19 protein-coding genes and 1 pseudogene are annotated in these 25,922 nt (G+C 62.3%); 13 read left to right on the top strand and 7 right to left on the bottom strand.

Annotated elements, in window-relative coordinates; genetic code table 11:
* The 5 genes from repA (at nucleotide 1) to AC0NIL_RS30560 (ending at nucleotide 4,696) form a co-directional block, all read left to right on the top strand.
* Nucleotides 1–1,203: a plasmid partitioning protein RepA gene (repA, locus tag AC0NIL_RS30540; protein WP_013525328.1), complete on the top strand. Its 1,203-nt coding sequence runs from the start codon at nucleotides 1–3 to the stop codon at nucleotides 1,201–1,203.
* Between the two features lie 77 nt (nucleotides 1,204–1,280).
* Complete coding sequence (repB, locus tag AC0NIL_RS30545; protein ID WP_013525329.1) at nucleotides 1,281–2,246, top strand: plasmid partitioning protein RepB; 966 nt, start codon at nucleotides 1,281–1,283, stop codon at nucleotides 2,244–2,246.
* Nucleotides 2,247–2,399: 153 nt separating this feature from the next.
* Nucleotides 2,400–3,605, top strand: a complete 1,206-nt coding sequence (gene repC, locus AC0NIL_RS30550) for a plasmid replication protein RepC (RefSeq protein ID WP_013525330.1) — start codon at nucleotides 2,400–2,402, stop codon at nucleotides 3,603–3,605.
* A 186-nt stretch (nucleotides 3,606–3,791) separates the two neighbouring features.
* Nucleotides 3,792–4,181 carry an MbcA/ParS/Xre antitoxin family protein gene (locus AC0NIL_RS30555; RefSeq protein ID WP_013525331.1) on the top strand — a complete coding sequence of 130 codons (390 nt, stop codon included), beginning with the start codon at nucleotides 3,792–3,794 and terminating at the stop codon, nucleotides 4,179–4,181.
* A complete protein-coding gene (locus AC0NIL_RS30560) occupies nucleotides 4,178–4,696 on the top strand; it encodes an RES family NAD+ phosphorylase (protein ID WP_473573626.1) in 519 nt (172 codons plus the stop codon). The genes AC0NIL_RS30555 and AC0NIL_RS30560 overlap by 4 nt, the downstream gene beginning before the upstream one ends.
* A 23-nt stretch (nucleotides 4,697–4,719) precedes the next feature.
* On the opposite strand, the gene AC0NIL_RS30565 is transcribed toward AC0NIL_RS30560, so the two are convergent.
* Complete coding sequence (locus AC0NIL_RS30565; protein ID WP_224673565.1) at nucleotides 4,720–5,892, bottom strand: site-specific integrase; 1,173 nt, start codon at nucleotides 5,890–5,892, stop codon at nucleotides 4,720–4,722.
* Between the two features lie 124 nt (nucleotides 5,893–6,016).
* Between AC0NIL_RS30565 and AC0NIL_RS30570 the strand changes: the two genes are divergently transcribed.
* Both AC0NIL_RS30570 and scpB read left to right on the top strand, forming a co-directional pair.
* Complete coding sequence (locus AC0NIL_RS30570) at nucleotides 6,017–6,970, top strand: DUF1403 family protein (protein ID WP_013525334.1); 954 nt, start codon at nucleotides 6,017–6,019, stop codon at nucleotides 6,968–6,970.
* Nucleotides 6,971–6,972: 2 nt separating this feature from the next.
* Complete coding sequence (scpB, locus tag AC0NIL_RS30575) at nucleotides 6,973–7,695, top strand: SMC-Scp complex subunit ScpB (RefSeq protein WP_013525335.1); 723 nt, start codon at nucleotides 6,973–6,975, stop codon at nucleotides 7,693–7,695.
* A 38-nt stretch (nucleotides 7,696–7,733) separates the two neighbouring features.
* Here scpB and AC0NIL_RS30580 read toward each other — a convergent pair whose 3' ends face one another.
* From AC0NIL_RS30580 to AC0NIL_RS30590, 3 genes and pseudogenes are all read right to left on the bottom strand, one after another.
* On the bottom strand, nucleotides 7,734–8,258 hold the full coding sequence (locus AC0NIL_RS30580) for an RES family NAD+ phosphorylase (protein WP_473573627.1): 525 nt from the start codon (nucleotides 8,256–8,258) through the stop codon (nucleotides 7,734–7,736).
* Nucleotides 8,255–8,641 carry a hypothetical protein gene (locus AC0NIL_RS30585; RefSeq protein ID WP_013525337.1) on the bottom strand — a complete coding sequence of 129 codons (387 nt, stop codon included), beginning with the start codon at nucleotides 8,639–8,641 and terminating at the stop codon, nucleotides 8,255–8,257. The genes AC0NIL_RS30580 and AC0NIL_RS30585 overlap by 4 nt, the downstream gene beginning before the upstream one ends.
* A gap of 264 nt (nucleotides 8,642–8,905) precedes the next feature.
* A pseudogene (locus AC0NIL_RS30590) lies at nucleotides 8,906–9,834 on the bottom strand (type I restriction-modification system subunit M); the annotation flags it as partial.
* Nucleotides 9,835–10,152: 318 nt separating this feature from the next.
* Between AC0NIL_RS30590 and AC0NIL_RS30595 the strand changes: the two are divergent.
* Nucleotides 10,153–15,435 (top strand): autotransporter domain-containing protein, encoded by a 5,283-nt coding sequence (locus AC0NIL_RS30595; protein ID WP_473575093.1) that lies wholly within the window; start codon nucleotides 10,153–10,155, stop codon nucleotides 15,433–15,435.
* A gap of 74 nt (nucleotides 15,436–15,509) precedes the next feature.
* A complete protein-coding gene (locus tag AC0NIL_RS30600; RefSeq protein ID WP_337123954.1) occupies nucleotides 15,510–16,556 on the top strand; it encodes a hypothetical protein in 1,047 nt (348 codons plus the stop codon).
* Nucleotides 16,557–16,807: 251 nt separating this feature from the next.
* On the opposite strand, the gene AC0NIL_RS30605 is transcribed toward AC0NIL_RS30600, so the two are convergent.
* The 3 genes from AC0NIL_RS30605 to AC0NIL_RS30615 form a co-directional block, all read right to left on the bottom strand.
* Nucleotides 16,808–17,434 (bottom strand): LysE family transporter, encoded by a 627-nt coding sequence (locus AC0NIL_RS30605; RefSeq protein ID WP_473573630.1) that lies wholly within the window; start codon nucleotides 17,432–17,434, stop codon nucleotides 16,808–16,810.
* A gap of 131 nt (nucleotides 17,435–17,565) precedes the next feature.
* Nucleotides 17,566–18,708, bottom strand: a complete 1,143-nt coding sequence (locus AC0NIL_RS30610) for a helix-turn-helix transcriptional regulator (protein WP_013525341.1) — start codon at nucleotides 18,706–18,708, stop codon at nucleotides 17,566–17,568.
* Nucleotides 18,709–18,749: 41 nt separating this feature from the next.
* Nucleotides 18,750–19,892 carry a helix-turn-helix transcriptional regulator gene (locus tag AC0NIL_RS30615; protein ID WP_473573631.1) on the bottom strand — a complete coding sequence of 381 codons (1,143 nt, stop codon included), beginning with the start codon at nucleotides 19,890–19,892 and terminating at the stop codon, nucleotides 18,750–18,752.
* A 639-nt stretch (nucleotides 19,893–20,531) separates the two neighbouring features.
* On the opposite strand from AC0NIL_RS30615, the gene AC0NIL_RS30620 reads away from it, so the two are divergent.
* From AC0NIL_RS30620 to AC0NIL_RS30635, 4 genes are all read left to right on the top strand, one after another.
* Nucleotides 20,532–21,539, top strand: coding sequence for a YadA-like family protein (locus tag AC0NIL_RS30620; protein ID WP_473573632.1), 1,008 nt, complete (start codon nucleotides 20,532–20,534; stop codon nucleotides 21,537–21,539).
* Nucleotides 21,540–21,549: 10 nt separating this feature from the next.
* On the top strand, nucleotides 21,550–22,221 hold the full coding sequence (locus tag AC0NIL_RS30625) for a hypothetical protein (protein WP_473573633.1): 672 nt from the start codon (nucleotides 21,550–21,552) through the stop codon (nucleotides 22,219–22,221).
* A gap of 824 nt (nucleotides 22,222–23,045) precedes the next feature.
* Nucleotides 23,046–25,481, top strand: coding sequence for a hybrid sensor histidine kinase/response regulator (locus AC0NIL_RS30630; protein ID WP_473573634.1), 2,436 nt, complete (start codon nucleotides 23,046–23,048; stop codon nucleotides 25,479–25,481).
* A gap of 5 nt (nucleotides 25,482–25,486) precedes the next feature.
* Nucleotides 25,487–25,864: a response regulator gene (locus AC0NIL_RS30635; protein ID WP_013525346.1), complete on the top strand. Its 378-nt coding sequence runs from the start codon at nucleotides 25,487–25,489 to the stop codon at nucleotides 25,862–25,864.
* Nucleotides 25,865–25,922 lie beyond the last annotated feature (58 nt).

Genomic DNA, 25,922 nt, shown 5'->3' on the forward strand with positions numbered 1-25,922 from the left:
ATGAATATCGCCATGCGGCTACCGAGCTTCGAGTTCGATGAGAAAATCCTCGAGCAGGGTGCTGAGATATCACGGCGCCTTAACCAGCTTCGGATGGAGAAATTTCCCCCCGATGCGGCGAAGACGCTGCGTTCGTTTTCGATGGCAGAAGTCGCTCACTATCTTGGTGTCTCGCAGAACAATCTGAAGCGCCTTCATCTGGAGGGCAAGGGCCCCCTGCCCGAGCAGATCCCATCGGGACGCCGGTCCTACACTGCCCAGCAGATGCTTGAGCTGCGCCATTTCCTGGACCAGCATGGCAGGACCGAAGTCAAGAAGTATGTCCCGCACCGCAAGTCCGGCGACAAGCTCCAGGTCGTTGCTGTCGTCAACTTCAAGGGGGGCAGTGGCAAGACAACGACTGCCGCCCACCTCGCCCAGCATCTGGCCTTGACCGGCCACCGTGTTCTTGCAATCGATCTCGATCCTCAAGCCTCACTGTCGGCCCTGCATGGCTTCCAGCCGGAACTTGATAACAACCTCTCGCTCTATGAGGCGATTCGTTACGATGACGAACGCCGCTCGATTGCGGACGTAATCCTTCCGACGAATTTTCCAGGTCTCGATATCATCCCCGCCAATCTCGAATTGCAGGAATACGAATACGACACGCCCCTCGCCATGCAGGATAAGACGTCAAATGCCGGGCGCCAGTTCTTCACGCGCATGGCGAAGGCGTTAACGGAGGTCGACGATCGCTATGACGTTGTCGTGGTTGATTGCCCGCCCCAGCTTGGCTACCTGACGTTGACGGCCATGTCGGCGGCGACGTCGGTTCTCATTACAGTTCATCCGCAGATGCTCGACCTGATGTCTATGAGCCAGTTCCTGCTCATGCTCGGCGGCATATTGAAAACCATCAAGGCCGCCGGTGCGGCAATCGAGCTCGATTGGTTTCGATATCTGATCACACGCTACGAGCCGACGGATATCCCGCAGGCGCAGATGGTAGGCTTCATGCAGTCCATGCTTGCCGGCCAGATCCTGGAGAATCCGATGTTGAAGTCGACGGCGATTTCGGACGCGGGTCTCACCAAGCAGACGCTCTACGAGGTGGAGAAGTCGGCCTTTACCCGTTCCACCTACGACCGTGCACTGGAATCCCTCGATGCGGTCAATGCTGAAATCGCGACGCTGATCCATCGTGCGTGGGGACGGTCATGACGGCGAAGTTTACGGCAGTAAAAACTGGAAATTTTGTCTTTGAAATCAAATCGCTAACCGCGATTGGAGGCGGTTAAATGGCACGCAGGGACATTTTCGGCAGTGTGTTGGGCCCTGCGACGGCAGTGGCTGATGCGAAGGACGTATCCGGGTATGCCGTTCGCGGGGCGTCGCGATCCATCATGCAATCCTTCGAGGAGCTCTCCAAGAGCTCGGTCGTGGATCTCGATCCGGCATTTGTCGACACCTCCTTCGTTTCGGATCGCCTGGACGAAGACGATGAGGCATATCAGGAGTTGCTTGCGGCCATTCGGGAAAGAGGCCAAGATTCTCCGATCCTGGTCAGGCCTCATCCTGAGCTCTCCGGTCGCTTTCAGACCGTCTTCGGGCATCGGCGCGTCAAGGTTGCCCGCCAGCTGGGACGGCCAGTACGCGCGGTCGTCAAGAAGATGGGCGATGAGGATCATGTTATTGCCCAGGGCCAAGAGAACGCCGCAAGGGCCAATTTGTCCTTCATCGAAAGGACCCTGTTTGCCGATCGCATTCTCAAGCGCGGCCACACGCCCGACACGGTGAAGTCGGCTTTGGCGCTCGATGACACGACCTTCTCGAAGATGCGTTCTGTTACCAGCAACATTCCAGAGCCAGTCATTGTGGCCATTGGCGCCGCCAAGACTGTTGGTCGGGACAGGTGGTGGCAGCTCGCCAAGCTCATGGAGCATCCGGATAGCGCGGGCAGGGCGGCCGACTATGTGGCAAGTCCAGAGTTCGCCACGTCAGGCAGTGACGCACGATTTGCGCGTCTGTTCGACTTCATGAGCGCGCCGGCAAAACGCGCGCCAGCAGCATCGAAGACACAGGAAAAGGCTTGGGCACCGCACGACAGATCCGTGCGAGCCAAGATCACCGACACAGGAAAAGTGTTTACGCTTGCCCTGAAGGCCAAGGAAGCCTCGCCGTTCGGAGCGTTCATAACCGATCGGCTGGACGAGCTTTTCGAGGCTTTTCGGCAATCGGAAACAGCCAAGAAAACAGGAGATTGAAACCGCAAAAGAAAAAGGCCCCCGAACGTCGCCGTCGCGGAAGCCCTTCTCGTCTGTAGCAAGCTGAGAATCGCACTTCCCCGAATCACTGTCAAGAGTCGTGGCGCCATTTCGGCGAGCAGATTTCTTTTGCCTGATTGAAAGGTGAGGGAAATGGAGAGTGGGTTTGCGACGACGCCCTTCGGGCGGCGGCCGATGACGCTTGCGTTGGTGAAAGCCAACACGGCGTCAAGGCAGATACCTCAGGGGTCTGTCGTCGAGAAATGGCAGGTTTATCGGTGGCTGTGCGAGGGCAAGTCGATTGTCGGCGTCGGCGATCGCGCCCTGGCGGTGCTCAGCGGGCTTTTGACGTTTTATCCAGACGACCAGATCAGCGAGGAAAACGGGTTGATGGTCTTTCCGTCCAACGCTCAGCTATCGCTGCGGGCGCACGGCATGGCCGATTCCACGCTGCGCAGGAACCTGGCGGAACTGGTAAGTTGCGGCCTCATCATCCGCAGGGACAGCGCCAACGGCAAAAGATTTGCCCGCAAAGGGCCGGGCGGGGCTGTGGTGGAGGCCTTCGGCTTCTCCCTGGCCCCGTTGATCACCAGGGCAGCGGAGTTTCAGCAGGCGGCCGACCAGGTTCGAGCCGACGGTCGGGCGCTCAGACTGATGCGGGAGCGCATCACGCTGCACCGCCGCGACATCCATAAGCTGATCGAGGCGGCTGTCGAGGAGGATGTGCCCGGGGACTGGGGAACGCTGTGGAAGCGGTTCCGGGCCATTGTGGACGCAATTCCACGCCGGGCAGGCCTGTCGGAGCTGGAAGGGGTCGTCGCCGAGCTGGTAGAGCTGCACGAAGCGGTCAACAAGATGCTGGAAAGCTTCACAAATGCCAAGAATCCTAGCGGCAATGAGTCCCATAATGAGCGGCAGCAATCTGATTCAAACACAGACTCCGCTTTTGTATTTGAACCGGCTTTCGAAAAAAGCAGGGCGGAGGCCGAGCCAACATCCCACCCCCCCGAGAAGCCGAAAGGCTACCCGATTGGACTGGTGCTGCGGGCCTGTCCCGATATTGCCGACTATGCCGTCAACGGGATCGGAAGCTGGCGCGACTTGATGATGACCGCCGCCCAGGTGCGAGGATACCTTGGCGTGTCGCCTTCAGCCTATGAGGAGGCTTGCCATGTGATGGGCCAGGAAGTTGCCGCGATCGTGATCGCCTGCATTCTGCAAAGAGCGCAGCATATCAACTCGGCTGGCGGTTATCTGCGCGTGCTGACCGAAAAGGCAAAAGCGGGTGAGTTTTCTGTTGGACCTATGCTCATGGCGGCGCTGAAAGCCAATGGCGCGTCAGCACGGATGACCGGATGAGCGGCAAGATATCGCGGGGCAGCGGCGTAAGGATGTGACCGGTGCTGTTGAGGTGGCCTGGCACATTCCCACCTGTCGGCGGGGTTTGCGGCGCGGCCACTGAACGGGTTCGTTCTTGAAAACAGTCTACAACTGCCATATCTTCTGCACACGAAATATGACTCCCGATATGGTAGGATGAACACCATGGGCCAGGCACTCAAGATAGCCGAGCAGAATGGACCTCTCATCTTGTCCTACATGGACCGGAATGGGAAGATTGCGATTGGGCAGGTCGCGGACGGTTTTGGCATGTCCAAAGGCCAGTTGGCCCAGACTGCAGGTCTTGCACGCGAGACGCTTTATCGGTCAGAGCGTAGCGCCACGGTAAAGACCCAGGGGCGTCTGCGAGAAATGCTCGAGATCATCAGCCGAGTGACGGAATGGGCGGGTGGCAAGGAGCAGGCGATGGCCTGGTATCGGGCTCAGCCGCTTCCGGCATTTGGGGGACGCACCGCTGAGGCGCTGGTGAAGGACGGCAAGGCAGCAGCGGTCCGTGATTATCTCGATCACATGGCCGTTGGCGGGTTTGCGTGAGGTTCGTCGGAACCTGCTACCGCGCACATGATCCACGTTGGGCATTCAAGCCGACTTCCGGCGAAGGAGCGGCGATCCGAGGGGCTCGATTCAATCCCAAAGGCGTGCCGGCGCTCTATCTGGCGCTGACCATCATGACAGCGATCAAGGAAGCCAACCAGGGCTTCGCACAGCGGATCGATCCCTGCGTGCTTTGCTCCTATGAGATCGATTGTGACGACATCGCGGATCTGACAACGGAAGAGCGGAGAGGAGAGTTTTCTGTGACGCTCGAAGAGATGGCCTGTGCCTGGGCGACGGCTCTCAGCAACGGAGAACGTCCAGCGTCCTGGTCCATCTATGAGCGGTTGCAACCCCGAAATGTTGCCGGCATCGTGGTTCCGAGCTTCGCGCCGGGGGCCGAGATGGAGGATCGCAATCTGGTCCTTTGGAACTGGGACCCCGATCTCCCGCACAAGGTGGCTGTATTCGATCCCAGTGGTCGGCTGCCGAGGGATCAGCTGTCTTGGCGATAGACCGATCCGCCAGGGGAGGGGGCCTACAGTCCACTGGCCCTGGTGAGATTGACGCGAAACTGGTCCCTGCGCCGCTGGTACCGGCGGGTCATTTCGGCCGACGTATGGCCAAGCTGCTTTTGAACGTAACGCTCGTCGACCTCAGCCGATGAGGCAAGACCGGCGCGCAAGGAATGACCGGAAAATTTCTCTGCACGATCGCCTTCGGACAGGTCGCCACGAACCCCGGCTGCGAGGGCGCTGCGTTTGACCAGCCGCGCCACTTCCTGGTCGTTGAGCCGCTCGGCTGCAACTGCTTTGCCGTTTCCGGTGACGCGTCGAAACAACGGCCCATGGCCGACCCTCGCCAGTTTCAGCCAGGTTTGCACCGCCACAACCGGGCATGTGGCATCGGACGAGCCACGGCCGATCTCGACCTCGCGCCAGCCGGTCTTTCCGCGCAATGCGACGAGAACGCCTTTGTCCAAAACCTCGATCCAGCCGCGGCCGTCCTGGGTTTGGTCCCTGGCAACGTCCAGGCCAACGATTTCAGAACGCCGCAGGCCGCCGGCGAAACCCAACAGGAGCATGGCGCGGTCGCGCAGGCCGCGCAACGTTCCACGGTCAAGGGTCTCGAGCATGGCAATCAGGTCTTCAGTCAGAATGGCTTCCTTTTGCCGGGGAGGGGAGGCGTGAGTGTTGCGAATGCCGGCCAGCACAGTGGCGATATGCCGGTCCTTCCTGTCCAATGGCTGGCCACGCTGAGAAAAATTCCAAGTGATCGAGGAGAGACGTCGCTCGATGGTCGAGACGGCGTTCGGCTTCTTGTCGCCCGTCACCTTACCGGACGCGCAGGCCGTGATGTAAAGGCCAACGACCTGCGGGTCGGGCGGCAACACATCGAGATGCTGGCGGCGCGCCCAGGCGCAAAAATGCTTCCAATCGGCGGCGTAGGCGCGGCGGGTGTTCGCCGAGCTTGCTGCCTCGACGTAATCGCGCGCGCGCTCGGCGAGCCCTTCCAGGTGCGCCGGCAGGGGAGGGGCGTTTTGCGGCTCGCAGGGTGCCTGCGCCATTTCCATGACGATATCGACAATATCAGGCAAGTCGTCAGCTGGAGGCGAGGGAGGGGAGGTGCTGGCGATCGCGGTCGTGCTGTGGGACGGCGCTTTGCTCTCCTCAGGACGATTTTCGCGGCTCAGGTCGACGATAGGGGCCATTCTGCTAGCATGGCTTGTAACGAACGATAATGCAACATTATCGTTCGTTTTGTGCTTTCGACAGCCTGTGCGTTTTGGGTCGAAATTGATGGCGCAAAGCGCACGGGCGCTTTACGCTCCAATCATGATTCGCCTCGATCCCGCGACCGCCAGCCTCGCCGCGCCGCCGACCGTACCGGCCTGGGCGCTCGCGTCCGGTCGTGACGCCAGCGAGATCGACGCCGCCTTCCAGGCCGGCGCCGCCCTGGGTGCCCTCGACACGCTTGCCCGCGCGCAAGCCAGTTGGGCCGGGACCTGGCGGCAGCGGCTGGCGCTTCGCTGTGCCGCCGCCAGCATGCGGTTGGCTGGGCGCGCCGAAGACGAGGCCGCCCTGCGCGACGCCTGGCACCTGCGCCCGGCCGGCGCCGATCCCGGCCCCGCCGGCGCCATCCTTGGCGCCTGGCGGCAGTTGGCCGGGCAGCCGCCCGGTGCCAGCGCCGATCGACTCGAAAACATCGTCGGCCAGCTCGGCCTCCATTGGGAAGGCGCCGCGCTTGCCGACCTGGGCACGGAGATCGAACAAGTGGTGAGGTCGCAGCGGCCGGCGCCGTTCGCCGCGGCGGCGATCGCCGCTCACGTCGTCGCCGTACGCCCCGACTGCGAGCTTTTGGCTTGGTGGCTGGCCGACCTGGTGCTGGCGCACGGCCTGCGCTGGCCGCGGCCGGTGCCGCTGCTGATGGCGCAAGCCTTTGGGCCGACTTTTCGCGGCGAGGCCGGCGGCAAGCGCATCCGACCCGCGGACAAGAATTTTGAGCGCGCGGTCTGCGTCGCGCTGGTTCACGCGGCGGCGGACGCGTGCCGGCTGGCGGCCGAGCTGTCGCGTCGCGCGGAGCGGCTCATCGCCGTCGCACCGAAGCTCAGGGCGAAGGGGGCGGGCGATGTGATCCAAAGACTGCTCGACGACGACGCCGTCTCCGGATCGCTGACGACCAAAAGCCTGTCGCGCTTTGCGGCGCGACGCCTGTTCGAGCGGCTGCAACAGCTCGATGCCGTGCGCGAGCTTTCCGGCCGCACTACTTTTCGGCTGTTTGGGCTGTAGCGATGAGCGAAGCGTCCGCCCGCCGCAAGCCGAACGAACAGCCTGTGCTGCTCGACACCGAACTCGCCCACCTGCCGCCGGAGCTGCGCTGGCGCGAATGGATGGGCCGCGTCGAAGCGGTCATTTTTGCGGCCAGCGAACCGGTGACACGCGGTGTCCTCGCGCGGGTGGTGGGAAAAAACTGCAATCTCGAGCTGATCATCGACGACATTCGCGCCGAGCTCGCCGGCCGCCCCTACGAGCTGGTCGCGGTCGCCGGCGGCTGGCAGCACCGGACCAGACAGATCTTTGGCGACGCCATCCGCGCCGCATTCGGCACGGCAGCGGGCGAGCGGGCAAAAGAACTGTCGCAGGCGGAGGCGCTGGTTTTGATGTGCATCGCCTATTTCCAGCCGATCACGCGTGGCGAGCTGTCTTCCTTCTTCGGCAAGGAGGTGTCGCGCGACCTGATCGGTGTGCTGCGGGGGCAGGATCTCATCGCCTCGGGGCCGCGCAGTCCGCAGCCGGGCGCGCCCTATACCTATGTGACGACCAAAAATTTTCTGTCGCAATTCGGGCTCGACACGCTGCGCCAGCTGCCGGATTTCGAGGCGCTCGAGGACGCCGGGCTGCTGTCGAAGGAGAAGCTGCTGGCCGGGGATATACCGACCGGTCTTGTCCGGGGGGAGGGCGACTTCGAAGAGGGCGACCCAACGACTGGCGTCGTTGAGGATGAGGCGCTCTGAACTGATCGGAAATCGGGTTGCTTACGACAGCTAGCAACTCAGGGCCATGATGACTGATCGGTCGGTAGCCGGTGATCGGGATCGTGAACCGCGACCTTATCACCGTCGACAAGATTGGCCGGAAAGATCACCAGATTGGTGCCGCCGGCGTGACGCAGCGACGGAAACAGAATACCGCGAAGCCCGGTCGTAACGACCAGGTCCGCAAGCTTCCACGATGACGGTATCTTGCTGTCGACGCGAGCGATCTGGCGCCAGGCACAATCCCATTCCTTCCAGGCACTATCCCAAACATTCGGGTCGAACCCCTGAGAAAGATCGGCGATCTCGGAAAGCGTGATCTTGTAGGCGGCAAGGGTGGCGGGCGGGGTGATGCTGGCACCCTGCTTGTATTCCTCCAACGCTGTCTGAGGCGCGCGGGACAGGTAAACGGCTTCGACGCCGGGCCGATTGAAGCGCCCGCCATCGATCGCCGCGCCCCCACCACTGGTGGGCAGGAAGGCCCATTTGGGTGTCAGATAGCGATGGAAGATCTCGTCCGGCCCGACGCGGGTGACCTTCACCCGCGCGCCCCGTTCTCGAGATCCCGGATGAAGGCCAGCACTGCTTCGACCTGGCCGCCCGCGACGAGTTCGGCCGCCGTGCGATGGCCATAGTCGGCGATCGGCTCATTGCGATACCAGTAGATCGCCTTGTCGACGTCGCCGGTGAGTTCCGTTGCGGCCGAAATCACCTTCACCATCTCGCGCATCCGACCCTGCAGTCGCTCCGACGACGGGTTACGGAGCGTGTTGCGGTGGACGCCGGTCAACTGCGCCAAGTTGGCCACCTTCACGCCCAGCGCCTGCGACAGGCGCTTCGGCGAGATATAAGGCGTGCGCGGCTCCTGCAGGCTGTCGACAAAACCTGAGACCACTTTCGATTGTGCGAGCTGTGCGTGGGTCATGACAAATCTCCGACCTCTCTCTTACGCACAATATATGCACATTCCTAGGCATAGCAAGTGAACAGAGCCCGACGCCATTTCCAGCGCACTGCTTGTGCTTCCCCATCCTCGTAGCGGATGATAGCTAGCTGTGAGCTAGCGGCAGCAATGCGCCTCATTACCGCCGTACAAGCCAACATCGATATAGACCGAAAGCGGACGTGGGAAATCAGCAGCTCTCAAGGCGCACCGGCGCGCTGCTTGATGGTCGATTCGAGCCCGGCGTCATCCTTTTGAAAGCGGCAAGGTTGGAAGCCCAAGCTCGCGCAAGAATGTGTTGTGCTTCGCTGTCGCTGCGCGAAACTGCTTCTCGATGTCGACCAAGTCTTCATTGGCGGCTATTAGATCGATTTCGAGCTCATCCTCAGCCGTTCTGATGTAGCGGGAAATATTGAGGTTGTGACCCTCGTCGGCGATACGATCGATGCTGACGCGCTTGGAATAGGTCCTCCTCCCTACGGAACTTGTAGGTTTCGATGATCTTGCCGATATGGTCCGTTGTCCCGTTCTTGCCATCCCCTAATTTGTTCTGACGCTTGTCCTTCAAAAAGTGCTCGGCTGCGTTGATGAAGAGAACATCGTCGGGCTTCTTACACTTCTTCAGAACAAGGATGCAGACCGGGATACCCGTCGAATAGAACAGGTTGGCGGGCAGTCCGATGACGGCGTCGATGTGACCGTCCTTCAGCAGCTTGGTTCGAATGCGCTCTTCCGCCCCACCTCTGAACAGCACCCCGTGGGGGAGGATGATGGCCATTACGCCTTCATTCTTCAGGTAGTGGAAACCGTGCAACAGGAAGGCAAAGTCCGCGGCCGACTTGGGCGCCAGCCCATAGTTCTTGAACCGCACATCGTCGCCCATCGCCTCAGTCGGATCCCAGCGCAAACTGAAGGGCGGGTTGGCCACAAATGGCATCGAAGGAAGGCTTCTTTGCAGGATTCAATTCGCGCAGGATGTCCCAGTCATTGGAAAGCGTATCGCCGTGGTAGATCTCGAATTCAGTGTCCTTCACGCCATGCAGCAGCATGTTCATGCGCGCGAGGTTGTAGGTGGTGATGTTCTTTTCCTGCCCGTAGATTCTGCCGATGCCGTGCGGCCCCATGCGCTTGCGCACGTTCAGCAGCAGCGAGCCGGAGCCGCACGCGAAGTCGAGGCGCAGATCACCCGGTCTCTCTGGAGCGAATATTCGCCAAACCGGAAGCCGCCGGCAGAGCCGGCTCGTGGCGTTGTTGAAAGGTGCGTAGGCATTGTGCGGACAGAGCTCTGACGGGTGGCGTCAGCTCTGCCTGCCACTATTTTCACCTTGGTCGATAATTAGCACAACAGAATATGTGGCCAGCCGGCAACAAGCCGGCCAGCAATCTATTGCTTACCCACAAACCGACGAACAGTCGTCATATGACGACTGTTCGGTCCACGGCCTTGGCCGCAGTCTCCGCCGCATTCGAGAATTCGACGGGAACTGAGCGTGATGGCAAGAATGATCGGGCACAGGCAGGCTGTTCTTTCGCCTTCGATTCCGGGAAAGGCTTCCACGAATTCGGCTTTGCGGTGGAAGCTGCGTTCTCAAGTGAGCCGGCTTGCACTGCGATCCGCTGTTGGCGTTGCCGCAGCTGCGGGCGCGACCCTGCTGGCACCGGGACAGGCCTGGTCGGCTTGCTTCGTTGTTGGCGCCACGATCCAATGCGACAATACCACCACCATCGACACGACGTATCCTGATAACCCGCCCAATGACCGAGCTTACTCTGGTGCCATCGCAACACCGATCATCCTCAACATCGATGCAGGAACGACGGTAAGCGGCAATGGCCTCGCAGTTTCCAACACTGGCGCCGGTGGTCTCAACGTCACCAACAATGGCACGATCAGCATTGATGCCGGCAACATGCCAACAGCTGGCGGCACCGCGGCGCTCTCGCTCTCGGCAGCCGGCGGCGTGATCACCTACACGGGTGGGAGCATCATCAACAACGGCACCGGCAATGCCTTCGATGCGGCGCAGACGGGAGGTGCCGGTTCGGTCGACATCAACATCGCCGCAAGTGTCTCTGCGGCAACAGGCGAAGGCATCACCGTCCGCGACGTAGCGACCAGCACCGGCGTTTCGGTCAAGACCAACAATGTCAGCGCGCTGGCGTTTGGCAAGGACGCGATCGATGCGCAGAGCCAGTCGCTGACCGGCAACATCGCGGTGACCGCCAATGGAGACCTTCAGGCGGGTAACGCCGGTTTGGTGGCGGTGATCGTTCCAGGTGCGGCAACCGGCAATATCGAGGTGACCACCAATGGGTCGATTGACGCCCGGTTCGGCATCGACGCCGAGAATCTCGGCACGGGCAGGACGACGGTGGTCGCAGGGGGTCCAATTGCCGCGACCACCGGCAACGGCATCTTTGCCGCATCGGTCGGCAGCCATGTAATAGTGGCAGCGCGCGATGTCACCGCCACCGGCAACACGGCGATCGTAGCCTGGCACGCCGGAGCTGGCGCGGGCGCGGTTGACATGAGCGCGAACAATGTCTCCGGCACGACGGGCATCGTGGCCACCAACAATGGCACGGGCACGGTTGGCGTCACTGCCACCGGCACGATCACCGGCACCCTCGCCGAGGGTATTGTGGCGACCGGTAACAATGCAGTGAGCGTAAGCGTCCTCGAGGCAGTGACCGGGGCGACCAACGGCCTGACCCTGATCGGCGGGACCGGCGGCGGCGGCGACATCTCGGTGACCGGCGTCGGCGGCTTCGTTGGCGGGACCGGCGACGCGGCGAACATCCTCAACAACGGCGCCGGCACCCTCACGGTCGACATTGCGGGCGCGAGCAACTCCGCCGGTGGCCATGGCATTTACGTTCGCGATACAGCGCTTGGCGGCGACATTGGCGTCACCACGGGTGCTGTGACCGCACTGGCGCTCGGCAAAGATGCGATCGATGCGCAGAGCCAGTCGCTGACCGGCAACATCGCGGTGACCGCCAATGGCGACCTTCAGGCGGGTAACGCCGGTTTGGTGGCGGTGATCGTTCCAGGTGCGGCAACCGGCAATATCGAGGTGACCACCAACGGGTCGATTGACGCCCGGTTCGGCATCGACGCCGAGAATCTCGGCACGGGCAGGACGACGGTGGTCGCAGGGGGTCCAATTGCCGCGACCACCGGCAACGGCATCTTTGCCGCATCGGTCGGCAGCCATGTAATAGTGGCAGCGCGCGATGTCACCGCCACCGGCAACACGGCGATCGTAGCCTGGCACGCCGGAGCTGGCGCGGGCGCGGTTGACATGAGCGCGAACAATGTCTCCGGCACGACGGGCATCGTGGCCACCAACAATGGCACGGGCACGGTTGGCGTCACTGCCACCGGCACGATCACCGGCACCCTCGCCGAGGGTATTGTGGCGACCGGTAACAATGCAGTGAGCGTAAGCGTCCTCGAGGCAGTGACCGGGGCGACCAACGGCCTGACCCTGATCGGCGGGACCGGCGGCGGCGGCGACATCTCGGTGACCGGCGTCGGCGGCTTCGTCGGCGGGACCGGCGACGCGGCGAACATCCTCAACAACGGCGCCGGCACCCTCACGGTCGACATTGCGGGCGCGAGCAACTCCACCGGCGGCCATGGCATCTACGTTCGCGATACAGCCCTTGGCGGCGACATTGGCGTCACCACAGGTGCCGTGAGCGCGCTGGCCGGAACCGCAATCGACGTGCAGACCCGGTCGGAGACCAGCAATCTCGACGTGACTGCCAACGGCGCAATCGATGGCCGCAGCGGGATTTCCGCCGTAAACTTGGGCGGGGGCACGCTCACGGTGACGGCGGCTGGTCCGGTCACCGCGACTGGCGGCGGCAGTGGCGGCATCTTTGCGCAGGGCAGTGGCGGCAATATCAAGGTGACTGCGGGCGACGTCACCGCCACCGGGTTTGCAGGCATCACCGCCCAAATGGTCTTCGCAGCCACTGCGGCCACGGTCGATGTGACCACAGGCAATGTCTCTGGCACGAGGGGCATCGCCGCGACCACTGGCGGCACGGGCGCGATCACCGTCACCACGGCCGGCATGATCACCGGCACCCTCTCCGAGGGCATTCTGGCGGCCGGCGGCGGCGCAGTGACAGTGAATGCCGCCAACACGGTGACCGGCGCGACCGATGGCCTGGAGCTGATCGCCGGCACCGGCGGCGCTGGCGATATCTTGGTCACCGGCGCCGGCGGTTTCGCCGGCGGCAGCGGCGATGCAGCAAACATCCTCAACAATGGTTCCGGCACGGTCAGCGTCAACATCTCAGGCGCCAGCAGCTCGATGGCAGGCAAAGGCATTGTGGTGCGCGATACCGCCGCAGGCGGCGCCATCACTGTCACCACCGGCGCGGTAACGGCGCTGGCCGGCAGCAAGGACGCCATCGATATCCAGGCGCAGTCGACGACCGGCAATGTCACGGCGCTGGCGAACGGCGACATTAAGTCGGGCAATGCCGGCATCGTCACCGCGATCTTCCCAGCTGCCGCAACTGGCAACATCAACGTGACGGCCAATGGTGCCATCGGCGCACGATTCGGCGTCGACGCGGAGAACTTAGGCTCCGGCTCGACGACGGTGAAGACGGTCGGTCCGGTAACCGCGACGTCGGGCAATGGTGTCTACGCGCGCACCACCGGCGGCAGTGTGTTGGTGAACGCCGGCGCGGTGTCCTCAACGGGCAATACGGCGATCATCGCGCGTCAGACCAACGCGGCGGGCGCCGGCACAGTTGGTGTGACGACCACCGGCGCGGTGTCGGGCCTGACCGGCATCGAAGCGACCAATAGCGGCACCGGCACGGTCACGGTGACTGCCAACAGCGCGGTCACCGGCACTGCCGCCGAAGGCATCAAGGCAACCGGCGCCGGCGTGGTGAACGTCAATGTTGCCGGCACGGCCAGCGGCGTAGCGCGCGGTGTGACGGTGACGGGTTCCAGCGGCACCATCACCAATACGTCGGTTGGTACGATCCGCAACAGCTCCGGGCTGCTGACCGACTCAGCGCTCGTGGCCACCGGCGGGCCGTTCGTCCTTGCCAACGCAGGTTTCATCACCGGTACGGTGACCTTTGGCGCTGCTGCTGACACATTCAACAACAACGGCACTTGGCGCACGGCGGGCGGCACCAGCGATTTCGGCGGCGGCGGCGACACGATGACCAATGGTCCCGGGAGCATCGTCGATGCTGCCGGAGTGGGCGGTATCGCGATAACCAACTTCACCAACCTGGCGATGTTCGTGAATCAAGGCCGCACGACGGTGGTCAACGGCTTCGCGGGCGATGTGCTCAACACGAGCGGCAATGCGCAGTTCGGTGGTAGCTCGGTCTATGCGGTCGATATCGGTGGCGTCAATCAATCGGACAAGTTTGTCTCGACCGGCACGACGACGCTGGCTGCCGGTTCTACTCTTGAAGTCCATATGGTGGGCAACCTGCAAGTCGGCGCGCACTACAAGGTGCTCACCGCCGACGGCGGCTTAACCGGCGAATTCGGTTCGGTGACCGGCGTCACCAATACCGCCTTCCTGACGGTCAACCATAACTACGACGCCTATAATGCTTATCTGGACGTGGCGCAGGTCCGTGACTTCGCCGATGCCGGGCTGACGCCCAACCAGATCGCCACCGGCGAGGGGCTGGACAGCCTGACCGGTGGGGCTGTGTTCAACGCCGTCGCCGGCCTGGCCACCGACGCCGAGGCACGCACTGTCTTCGACCAGCTGTCTGGCGAAATCCATGCCTCGGCCAAGGGCATGCTGGTCGAGGACAGCCGCTTCGTCCGCGATGCCGCGACCAGCCGTGTCCGCGCCGCCTTCGGCGATGTTGGCACCGCAGCACTTCCCGTCATGGCCTATGGCGAGGGTGGCCCCGAGATGGTCGCCGCCGACACCGATCGCTTTGCCGTCTGGGGCCAGGCTTTCGGGTCCTGGGGCAACACCGACAGCGACGGCAACGCCGCCGCTTTCGATCGTTCGACGGGGGGCCTGCTGGCGGGCGCCGACACGCTGGTGGGCGGCTGGCGTGTCGGTCTGCTTGGCGGTTACAGCCATGCGAACTTCGATGCCGATGATCGCAGCTCCAGGGGCGACGCCGACAACTACCATCTCGGTCTCTATGGCGGCACCAACTGGGGCGCCATCGCTTTCCGAACCGGTGGGGCCTACAGCTGGAGCAGCCTGTCGACAAAACGCTCGGTCGCCTTCAACGGATTTGCCGATCAACTTTCGGCCGACTATGACGCCGGCACCGCGCAGATCTTCGGCGAACTTGCCTACAAGGTCGGTAGCAGCGGGCCCGATGCCGAGGGCTTCAAGTTCGAGCCCTTCGTCAATCTCGCATATGTCAGCGTGCACACCGACGGCTTTACCGAAAAGGGCGGCGCGGCAGCGTTGACCAGCGCGGGTTCCACCACCGACGCCACCTTCACCACGCTCGGCCTGCGCGGCTCGACCGGTTTTGCGCTCGGCAACATCAATGCGACAGCGCGCGGCATGCTCGGCTGGCGGCACGCTTTCGGCGATACCACGCCGCTGTCGACGGTCGCCTTTGCCGGCAGCGATGCCTTCACCATCGCCGGCGTGCCGATCGCCACGGACAGCGCCGTGATCGAGGCCGGCATCGACCTCAAAATGTCGGCCAATGCGACGCTCGCCCTGTCCTATTCCGGACAGTTCGGCGGTGGCGCTGTCGACAATGGCGCTAAGCTCGATCTCGCGGTGAAATTCTGACGGCGAGAGGTGGCGATCATCAGGAAGCGCCGTCACCTTGGTTGCAAGATTAGCCAGAGACTGATGGAGGCAGCATGGTCAAGTTGATGGGCGATTTCCACACGAAGCATGAAAGCGGCTTTACGCCAACAGAGGGGTGTAAACTGCCGTTCGACGCGGACATTCTGGAAGGTGAGGCCAAGGCGCGAAAGCAATTGCTTGGCCATCAGAACGCTTTCCTTTCCAAGCCCAAACGGTCCGCCAAAGACGTCGACCATCTGATCGAACAGATGGTCGCGTTCGACAAGATCCTGTCCGGGCACTATTGGCGAGAATATCGAACGGATCTGATCGCGCGGAACGTGCGTTCGGCGGTTGGCAAAGCAGGATCCATGCTTGATCTGGGCAAGTTGTCGCCACGACTGGCGACCAGCACAGTCATGATACCGCGCCTCAAATTGCCGGACTTCGACCCCGTTCCTTTTGGTCCGGTCGAACGGGGGGAGCGACAGATCATCGACCTGAGCTCGGTGGCTCGAGGAACCTACTTCGACAAGTGGTTCAACTACAATGGGCGCTGGACGCTCACCCAACTCTTCGATCACGCCGTGACTGATCCGGTACCCCTGTCAATGGATTTCGTCAGCGCCAACAATTTGGACCCATACGATGCGGATGGCCTGTGGGCTGCGAGCGAAACCGGCGTCTGGTTCACCTATGTGCCTGATATCGACGGCTACGTAACGCTTTTCTGGCTATCGGACCCACTTACCTATCGCCTGTTCACACAATACTCTCCGCGCGACGCGGACGGTTGGGCGAATGGTTGGCTCTCGGTGGAAGGGGTTGTCGGCATCTGGACACAAAATTCATTCGCAGGGCGCGACTATGTCGAGATAGCGAGCAGCAACGGCAATGCGCATGACACGCTGCAGGCAACCGGCGTCCTTTTCATTCACAACAGCACATACCCCGTCCAAGCCGGGAAACCGGTCAATGTGCTGATCGGAACGCGGTCGAACATATTTGGTGTCTGCGACGGAACTGGGATTAATTTCGGAGCGGGCGTTGTCGCGCGGATTGACCAGCCCATCTCCGTCTTCACACGAGCGGACCGGGAGCCATATTCGCCGTTCTATTAAACCGCGCAGGCGAGCCGATCTTCGGGGACTGGAGATCGTCGGGAGTGCGTCGCTAATCGCCGATGGCGCGAGTGCGGCCCGGTCGTCGCTTGCCGTCCTAGCAAATTGCAGTGAGCGCGACCCTGTCCAGTCCACCTGCAGCACCGATCGTCAGACGTACCGCCCCAACGGTGAACGCCCGAGAGCTGAAATCGCGAATGCCGACGATTGGACTGTCACGTCCTAGTCCAGTCCAGACACCGCTACATGTTTTAGCCCTTCAAAGACCCAAGCGCGGCGAAGCCGAGCGCCACCAGGGCACCTCCCAGGACGATATCCGCATGCTTTCGGAAACGTCTGTAGAACCGCTGTGTTACAGGTTGGGAAATGCAAAGGCCAAGAAGACCAAACCAGGCGATCGCAATGGCAAACACCAATGCGACCACGGTTAGGTAAGTCGCCCCGCGGAGATTTAAGTTCAGCCTTGAAGAGGCGAAAAATATTGCAGTTGCGGGATTTGCCACCGCAGTGACAAAACCCAGCCGGAAGTGCCGAACGTTTGCGACCGGTTTCGGCTCATCCGGTCCCGTCTTGATCGACCAAGCTCGCCGCATCGAGTTCCATCCAATGAGGACCAGCAGTGCGCCGTAGAGGCTGGCGGCTATCTGATGCGCGATGCCCTCGTGCGGCAATGAACCGACCCCCGTCGCGACGACGGCCGCCAGCGAACTTGCGCCAAGGGCGATACCGGCGGCAGCGGAAAGCGCCGTAGCACGCGACGCGGTCAGCCCGGCCTGCGCAACGACGGCAAAATTGGCACCCGGCAGCATTGCCACGAGCGTATAGGAAACGGCAAACGGAAATAATCCGGCCGCGACAACGTATCCGGTTTCCATCATTGATTGGCCCCGCATCATCAACGACCTGCCCTACTTCATGGCTGGCCACTGCAAACCTAGCCAAAATCTGGCCGAAAGACGCGGCCCCGAACAATCGGCAAATGCCGACTGTTAGATTTTTTGTTCGGGAATTACCGGCCACGGCCGCTGAGCGGCTCGGTACTTTTGAGCAGCGCGACCAGTTCGCTCTGCTGCCGGGTCCGGGTCTTGGAGAAAATCCGTTCGAGATAGGTGCGGCAGGTCTTCACGGTAATGTGGGAAAGGGCCGCGGCTTCCTTTAAAGACCGCCCCGATGCCAATGCCGTTGCAAGCCTCGCTTCGGCGGGTGTCAGGTCAAACAGGCTGCGAACATGTAGCTCGAAGCCATCGGGAGTGCGCCGGGCGACCTCCGTCACCATGATCACCGCGCAGCGCTCCGACGCCAGGCCATAGGCGCGGGCATCGACGAACGGTGCGACTGACAACACCAGCCGCGTCAGATCAGATCGCTTGTGATCCGATGGCACGATCAGCGTTCCTCCGGTGCCTGGCATGGCGCCGTTCCGCAACGAGCAGGCATCGGCAACCAGCCGTTGAAGCTCCTGCGCATCTCCGGCATTGGAGGCGACTACCACACCGTGCTTCAGCGCCAGCGGACTGTCGGGCCGCGCCAGCATCGCCTCGGCGGCCTCGTTCATCTGCACGATCCGCTGATGGCCGTTGATCAGAAACACGCCGAAGGGCAGATGCGAAAAAGCCGATGCCAGCGCTGACGTATTCTCCAGCCGCCGGCCGATCTGCCCGGCGCGCAGCATGTGCGGCACGATCTTTTGCAACAGCTGGACGTCGTCGCCACCGAACGCTTCCTGCCTCAAACCGCGATGAATATCAAAAAACCAATAGGAGCCGTTGGCGGCCAGAAGATTACAGGCAAGCCCGTGATACATGTCACGCGGCCTGTACCAGTCTTGCCAGAGTTCACGGCGGCGGAAGCCGGCGCCCCCTTCCGTTACCAGCGTGCGGTCATAGACTTTGCCCACAGGCAGGGCGGCCGCGACTACGCTGATGGGATCGCGCATGTGCGCAGCGGTTACTTCGGACGAAACGAACTCGGGATCATAAACTGTTGAAACTGCGTTGCTCGTCGTTGGATCGAGCCGCACAATGCAGGAGCGCGAGCCGCCAAGGAGATCGCGCAGACCAGTCACTGCTTCGAGCCAGCGTTCCTGATCGTAGGCAGCCTCGTAGATCTGGCCGACCACGGCGGACACCGCTTCCAGGTTTGCGTCAGCCATTGGCCTCGAAATCCTTAGCACGCTCGCTGTGCATGAGCCGGCTACCCGCCGCGCCCGCTAAGCGGTTCGGTGCTCTTGAGCAGCGCAACCAGTTCGCTCTGCTGCCGGGTGCGGGTCTTGGAGAAGATACGTTCGAGATAGGTGCGGCAGGTCTTCACGGTGATGCTCGAGCTTGCCGCGGCTTCCTTCAGCGTCCGCCCGGATGCCAATGTCGCTGCGAGCCGGGCTTCGGCCGGCGTCAGGTCGAACAGGCTGCGGACATGCGTCTCGAAGCCATCGGGGATGCGCCGGGCGACCTCGGTGACCATGATCACCGCGCACCGTTCCGAGGCCAAACCGTAGGCGCGGGCGTCGACGAAGGGCGCAACCGACAGCACCAGCGGCGTCAGGTCGGAGCGCTTGTGATCCGACGGCACCATCAGCGTTCCGCCGGGTCCGGGCATGGCTCCGTCCGGCAGCGAGCAGGCATCCGCGACCAATTGTTGAAGCTCCTGCGCATCCCGGGGATTGGAGGCGACGATCGTGCCGCCATTCAGCCTCAGCGGGCTGTCAGGCCGCGCCAGCATTGCCTCGGCGGCCTCGTTCATCTGAACGATCCGCTGGTGGCCGTTGACCAGGAACACGCCGAAGGGCAGGTGGGAGAAAGCCGATGCCAACGCCGAGGTGTTCTCCAGCCGCCGGCCGATCTGCCCGGCGCGCAACATATGCGGCACGATCTTCTGCAACAGGTCGATGTCGTCGGCACCGAACGCGTCCTGCCTGGAGCCGCGGTGAATATCGAAAAACCAATAGGAGCCGTTGGATGCGAGAAGATTCGAGGCGAGCCCATGATGCATGTCGCGCGGCCTCATCCAGTCCTGCCAAAGCTCACGGCGGCGGAAGTCGGCGCCTTCTTCCGCTATCCGTGCACGGTCATAGATGTTGCCAACCGGCAGCGCAGCCACGACGGTGCTGATGGGATCCCGCATGTGTGCTGCCGCCGCCTCGGGAGTACACAGTCCCGGATCATCGACAGTCCCCACCGCGTTGAACGCCCGCTGATCAAGCCGCGCGATACAGCTTCGCGATGCCTTGAACAGGTCGCGCAGGCCGGTTACCGCACCGAGCCAGCGTTCCTGGTCGTAGGCCGCCTCATAAATCTGGCCGACCACGGCGGAGACCGCTTCGATGGTGACGTCAGCCATGGGAACTTTCCGATCCTTGGGACGATCAGGTTTCGTGAAGAAGCCTAACACACGGAAGCTCTCGCGCAAGTTGCATTGTCGCTGAAGGCGATGATGTCGCCACCGGGTCTCCTCATCGATAATTAGCAAAAATGAATATGTGACCATGCGGCAACAACCCGACCCAACAAGGAGGTAGCGGCCTCACAAAGCGAGGAACAGTCGGCATATGACGACTGTTCGCTTCATCGCCTTGTCTGCACTCTCCCGCCACATCGGCAATTTGATCGGGGGTTTTTGGGCGTGGTGGCAAGAATGATCAAGCAGGCGGGCGCGCCGCGCCAACTAGAGACAGCCGCACCGTCGGATGGGAGGCGGTTCCGTCTCGCATCGAGAGACGCGAAAGCGACTGAGCAAGACAGCTCGCGCGGCGGTCCGGTCCTCGTCACCGCTTTGGCCGGCGCGATGGTTTTGGCCATCTCGGTATTTCCAGGGCATGCGTTGGCAGGTGAGTGCGCTGGCGGCCACGACACTGGCCATTCCAACAGCCTCGCCTGCGGCAATGATACCAGTATCCCTATAGGACAGGCACAGACATCTGCTGCCTTCGCCACAGCCGTCGGTCCGCACGCGTATGTGGGAGAACTCGAAGGCTCGGCCGTGGGTTATAATGCGGAGGCAGGGGCGCAGGGCACTGCCCTGGGCGCCTATTCAAAAGCGGGACTTGATATCGGCTTTCTGAGCAGCGGTGGCACGGCCATCGGCATGGGCGCCGAGGCGGGCGTAGCGGCTGATGGGCAGAACGAAGCCACTGCATTGGGTCACAACTCAACCGCCAATGCCTTGAACGCCACCGCGCTGGGCGCGGGGGCAACTGCCAATTTCTTGGCTTCCACCGCGATCGGCCAAGGCACATCGACAACACGCGATAACCAGGTCGCCATCGGCACCGGCGGGAACACCTACACGCTGGCCGGCGTCAGTTCGCAGGCGAGCAAGGACGCGCAAGGCGCCACGACCTATCTGATGACGACGGACGGCGACGGCAATCTGGCGGCTTCAACATTCGATATAGCGACTCTCGAAACCTTGCCGGCACAGGTCGCCCAGAACAGCACCGACATCACCAATCTGAGCACCACGGTAAACAGTCACACGACGCAGATCGCCGCCAACACCACCGAGCTCGCCGATCATGAGACGCGTATCACCAGCAACACGACGCAGATCGCGGCCAACACCAGCGAACTCGCCGATCACGAGACGCGCATCACCAGCAACACCAACACGCTCACCACGCACACCACGCAGATCGCGGATCTCGACACCAGGGTAACGACCAATGCCACCAATATTGCTGCGCTCGACGGCCGCGTTGGCGCGCTTGAATCCGGCTTCCAGGATCTCGGCGAGCAGATCGGCGAAAGCCGCACGGAAGCCCGTGGCGGTACGGCGCTAGCCCTGGCGACGGCGGGACTGCGTTACGATGACAGGCCTGAGAAACTGTCGATCGCTGGCGGCTTTGGTCATTTCAAGGGGCAATCGGGCCTCGCGCTTGGCCTCGGCTACAACACCAGTGAGGATTTCCGCCTCAACGCCGCCGTGTCGGCCACCACCAGCCGTGGCGATGTCGGCGTCAGCGTGGGAGCCTCATGGACATTGAACTGACGCGGCCGGCATGAACGGGGTTTTGGGGCTTCAGCATGTCGTGTCTTTTCAGTGGCGGGCGCCCGGTTGGCGGACCCCGGGCGCCCGCGGTTTTTTCGCTGCGTTGGCCGTCGCGCTGATGGTCGTCTCGGTGCCTGTGCAGCCCGCGCATGCGCAAAGCAGAGACAAGCGGGTGATGCAAAAGGCAGCCCATCCCGCCAGCATCGACCGCAACGGCGTGCTGATCCTCACCAGGACAACGCTGCTGGCGCTCGACCAAGCCAACAAGACCGGCAACTACACCGTGCTGCGCGATCTCGGCTCACCGAATTTTCAGGCCAACAGTGCCGCAGGGCTCGGTGACATCTTTGCCAGTCAGCGCAAGCAGGCGCTCGATTTCAGCGCCGTCGCGGTACTCGAACCGCAGCTGACGCTGCTGCCACAGATCGAACCGAACGGTATGCTGCACATAGCGGGGTTTTTCCCATCGGTACCGCTGCAGGTCAATTTCGAGCTGCTGTTCGAACCGGTGAACCGGCAGTGGAAAGTCTACGGTGTGTCGGTCAACCTCACGTCCGGTGGGCCGCAGGCGCCCGACACACCCGCCGCCGAGCCGCCGAAGAGGGCCGTTACAGGCCCGCCGCCGGATGGGCCCTCAATCGCCGTGCAAGCGAAGAAGGGAACCAAAGCGGTCAAGCCGTAGGAACGTGGATGCAGGCGGAGCGCTGTTCATCAATGGAGGCGCAACCGTTACCATCAGCAATGTCGACCTTTCCGGCAACGAGGCCAGGGGCGGCGTGGCCAGCAACATCCATCTTTCGTTTGGCGGCGGGTCCGGCGGCGCAGGCATGCTTCGGGTGGCAATGACTCGGCAAGCCAGGGCGGCATTGGCGGCTCGCCCAATGGCGGCAACGGCGGGACGATGCTCGCAACGGTCGTCATAACCAATAACGGCTCGATCGGCGGTGGCTTCCGCCTTATTGTACTGGAGGTGGGGCACACCCAGCAGATGCCTTCCCAGATTTGCCGTGCGCAAATCGTCAGTGTCGGCAAGGACTAGGGGACCACCTGCTGTAACTGCCCCGGACTGCGCGAGTTGGTGAGCTAGAAGTCCGCCGATCTTTATGCGGCCGATAAGAAGTATGGCTTTGCCACAAAATTGCCGCGCGATCCCGTGTTTCGACAATAGATGTACCCACGGGGCAAATGTCCCCACCCCTGTGTCTCACAGGCGTGCCGATTTTCGTCAAGGGCTGGTGGGGCAGGGGACGGGTTTTGGCGAACAAGGCTGTTCACGTGAAAACGATGGATGGCGACTGTCTGCCAAAATTGGCGGAACGCGGACTTCACTGCCCTAACCGGACCATCGGCTTTGCGCCTCATGTCGGCCATAGATGCAGCAGCAATCAAGGTGGCCCCACCGAGCTGCCCTGATCGCGGGGTCGACCGCACCGCCGACCGGGCTGTAGCTTCTTTAGACCTCGGATAGGTTTTGGCGCTATCTATCGGAAAAAAGGAGCCGAAGTCATGATCGAGATCTGGCAGTCACTCCTCGCCAATCTTGCACTGGTCTCCATCCTCGTGGTCGCCTGGGACCTTGTGGCGGACTTCACCGGGCGCCTTTCGAAGCGGATGCAGTCGCTGCTTCTTGGCGTGGTCATGTGCGTGGGCGCGATCATTTCGATGGCGACGGCGTTGTCCGTCTCCGGCTTCGTCGTCGATCTGCGCGCCGCCTTCATTGCTGCGGCCGCGTTCTTCGGCGGATGGCCGGCAATGCTGATCGCCACGGTCGGCTCCATTGCCTATCGCGTCCATCTCGGCGGGCAGGGCGCCAGCGCCGGGGTCATGGGTATCCTCATCACCGCAATCGTCGGTATCGCGTGGCATCACATCGTCGCGGCCCGTTCGCGCACCATGTACGACATATTCGGTCTGGGCGTAACGGTCGCTCTCGCCGGGCTGATCACGCTTCTGGTCATCCCCGCGCAAGCCGTCGCCGGCCTGGTGCAGCAGAGCACGTTCCCGTCGCTCGTGTTCCGCTTCCTCAGCACAATCATCATCGGCGTCCTGCTCGATCGGCAGCAGCGCCGGCGGGAGCTCTTGATGTCCAACATGACCTACCGGGCCATGGTTCGCGAACTGCCCGATTGCCTGAACATAAAGGATGTCGACGGCCGCTTCATCGCCGCCAATCCGGCGACCGCCGAAATGGTTGGCGCCGCTTCAGTCGACGATCTGATCGGCAAGACGGATTTCGATTTCTATCCGAAAGAAGTCGCGGAACGGTTCCGGCAGGATGAGATGGGCGCGCTGGAGGCCGGGCAGACGTTGCGGATCGATCAGCCGGCGCTTTTACCGGATGGCCGGCAAGGCTGGCTCTACACCCTCAAGGCACCGTTCCGCGACGAGTCCGGCAAGATCGTCGGTGTCATCACCTACAATCGCGACATCACCGAGCAGAAACGCACCGCCCAGCTCAAGAACGATTTCATTTCCACGGTCAGCCATGAGTTGCGCACACCGTTGACCTCTATCCGGGGTTCGCTCGGCCTGATCGCGGCCGGCGTGGCCGGCGAACTGCCGCCCAAGGCCGCCAATCTCGTCAACATCGCCCACACCAATAGCGAAAGGCTGGTTCTTCTCATCAACGACATTCTGGACATGGAGAAGATCGAATCGGGCGTGATCACCTTCAAGATCAAGCAGATGCCTGTCCGCCAGGTCCTGGAGCAGGCCATTGCCGCCAGCTCCAACTACATGGCCGACAGTCGGATCAGGATCGTTCTGGTCGACGATGCCCCGCGCGCCGAGGCCAACATCGATCCGGATCGCCTGCACCAGGTGATGGCGAACCTCCTGTCGAATGCGATCAAGTTCTCGCAAACCGATGGGACCGTCACTGTGAAATTCCAGCGTCGTGACCGCGACATGCTGCGCATTTCCGTGGTGGACCAGGGCGCCGGCATCCCGGAGGCTTTCCGCAGCCGTATATTTGGAAAGTTCGAGCAGGCGGACGCCTCCAGCACCCGTAAAATTGGCGGCACCGGCCTGGGCTTGAGCATCGTCAAGTCCATCACCGAAAAGCTCGGGGGCGCCGTTTCCTTCGAAACCGAGGAAGGCCAGGGAACCTCGTTTCACGTCGACCTTCCCGAGGCGCACAGGCAGGCCGACAAGCCGGTTTTGGTCGAGCGCCGGGCGCGCAAGCGCGATGGCCGCCTGCGTGTCCTCATCTGCGAGGACGAGCCCGACATCGCTGCGGTGATCGCGGCACTTCTTGATGCGGAAGGCTTTTCCAGCGACGTCGCGCCCGATATCGACACCGCCAAGGCGCTCCTGAGCTCCCGCGACTACGTAGCGCTGACGCTCGACATCAAGCTGGCGGGGGAATCCGGCATCAAGCTCTTTCACGACTTAAGGGCATCACCGGTGAATTCCGACATTGCGGTCATCGTCATCTCCGCCGTCGCCGACGAGGCCAGGCGCTCGCTGAACGGCAGCGCCGTCGGCATCATCGATTGGCTGGAGAAGCCGGTGGACTCGAAACGGCTTCACGCCGCTCTCGCCAAGATCGTCGGCCGCAGGGTCGAGCCGAGGCCACAGGTCCTGCATGTCGAAGACGACGAGGGCGTGCTCGCGGTTATGTCGGAGGGGCTGGGCTCGGGCGTCTCGATCACATCCGCAAAGACGCTGCAGGAAGCTCGGCAGGCGGTCGCGAAGCATCGCTTCGATCTGATCATCCTGGACATTGCACTCCCCGACGGATCTGGCCTGGATCTCCTCGTCGATCTGCCGCTGGAGACCGGCGTCATCGTGTTTTCGGCGGCGGAGCTCGACCAGAAACTCGGCGATCGCGTGCAGGCGATCATGACCAAGACCAAGGCGTCGGAGATCGATGTGGCAAAGCTGGTCAGGAGCATGTTGGTTACGTCCCGAATCCGGCTTGCCGCGAACGCCAAGGAGTGATGCTGATGCGCGCAAGGATCCTCTATGTGGATGACGAGGACGATATCCGCGAAATCGCCCAGATGTCGCTGGAGCTCGAGCCGGAATTCGAGGTGCGGTCCTGTTCTTCGGGCATGCAGGCACTGGCCGATGCCGCCGAATGGCAACCCGACCTCATTCTGCTCGACGTGATGATGCCGGACATGGATGGGCCGGAGACGCTGAGGCGTCTGGCCGAGGCTGGCGCGACGGCCTCGATACCCGTGGTGTTCATCACCGCGCGCACCCAGACGCATGAGGTCGAACGCTATCTGGCAATGGGCGCGGTAGGGGTGATCGCCAAACCGTTCGACCCGCTTGCGCTTGCCCGTGAAGTCAAAAGATTGCTTCTGTCGCGCGCCTGAGTCGACGATTGACTGGCCACCGAGCGCGTTCTGGCAGCAGACTGTGCGATGCCGTTCA

The organism is Mesorhizobium sp. WSM1343 (assembly GCF_055901535.1).